1 pseudogene is annotated in these 642 nt (G+C 32.7%); it reads right to left on the reverse strand.

Features of this window, described 5'->3' with window-relative positions:
- Positions 1 to 116: 116 nt before the first annotated feature.
- A pseudogene (locus tag C1E99_RS14630) lies at positions 117 to 642 on the reverse strand (hypothetical protein); the annotation flags it as partial.

Consider the following 642-nt stretch of genomic DNA (forward strand, 5'->3'; position numbering starts at 1 on the left):
TGTATTTGGAGTAGCGACCAAAACGCTCTCCCATGATGTCCTCAAGGGACATGTTTTGAATGTTTGACATTTGAATCCTATCTTTCACAATACAAATTAAAATGAACCTAGTTCTTTTATATCCAATTCATTCCATCCCCCTCCGAGTTTGGAATTCTAGACATAGCTTCTTTTAATATTTTAGTTCGTTTGGGTGGCCTACATATTCTATCTACTTGACTAAACGCACCATTTATACCACCATATTCAAAATAAATACCTGGATTTCTTCCTTTTCGTACTGGATAATATTTACTATTTAGATAAGGAATATTTTCCAAATCAAAATCTGAAACTGTTTCATAATCAATATCACTTAATTTCTCTATATTATCTAATGAATTAAATATCCCTATACCAGGGACTAAATAAAAAACTCCGTCCCTCCTGACTGATTTTCCTTCAACCAACTCAATCTCATTTCTATCACTATCTGCAAAATACTGTCGATACCGTTCTTTGTATCCATTAGCGTAAAAATCATGGTATGTTTCTTCTGCTGTATCTGGAATTTCAAATCCAACATCTGTATTTGGAATAAAGTAGTGACCGTATTGATAATTTTGGCTAGTATGATCTGTTAATACCTCATAAAAAATCTCT

This window comes from Streptococcus suis (genome assembly GCF_002964045.1).
In the GTDB taxonomy this organism is placed as follows: Bacteria; Bacillota; Bacilli; order Lactobacillales; family Streptococcaceae; genus Streptococcus; species Streptococcus suis_U.